This is a genomic window from Streptomyces sp. WAC05292 (assembly GCF_003949955.1).
In the GTDB taxonomy this organism is placed as follows: domain Bacteria; phylum Actinomycetota; class Actinomycetes; order Streptomycetales; family Streptomycetaceae; genus Streptomyces; species Streptomyces globosus.
In genome coordinates this window covers 1-577 of record NZ_RPSE01000891.1, presented here as the reverse complement: position 1 = coordinate 577, position 577 = coordinate 1, and the positions used below count along the sequence as shown (strand labels likewise).

Here is a 577-nt window from a genome sequence, read left to right as displayed (position 1 = left end):
GGTTCGGGCGCGGGGCGGCGGCGTGGGGCGGCGGCGTGGAGGGGGCGAACCTCATCGGGGCGACGGGCTGTCGGCGGCCGTCCTGTCGGCGAGCCGGGCCGCGGTGTCCTCGTCGAGGAGGATCGCGAACTCCTCCCCGAGGACCCGAAGCAGGTCGCGCGGGTGCACCGTGCGGCTGCTGCGGGTGCCGTCCGGGAGGACGGTCGTCCATTCGTCCCCGTCGAGGATCTGGTGGCGGCGGCCGTCGAACCGCTGGGCGTAGGCGCGGCGGGTGAACGGCGACCGGGGGTGCGTACCGACGTAGTGGCTGCCGCCGACGTAGTCGACGGGGTACTGCGGGGTGAGCGTGAAGGTGTGCCGGTCGACCCAGCCGTCCGGGCCGCGGTGGTGCAGCCACCAGTGGTCGATGCCGAACTCCCCCGGCCGCCGCTCCAACCGGAACGGCCATCCCCCGACCTCGGACCGGGTGCCGTCGACCAGTTCGAGCGGCTCCAGCGGGCCGGAGCCGTACCCGATGTCGCACAGCCAGCGGCGGTCGTCGCCGGGGACTTCGGCGAGCAGCAGCGCATGGGTGGCG

Annotated in this window: 1 protein-coding gene; it reads right to left on the bottom strand. The window is 75.0% G+C overall.

Annotated elements, in window-relative coordinates:
• Window positions 1-51: 51 nt before the first annotated feature.
• Window positions 52-577, bottom strand: a 526-nt coding sequence (locus EF903_RS33605) for an arylamine N-acetyltransferase (protein ID WP_148142688.1), incomplete at its 5' end; no start/stop codon positions are given.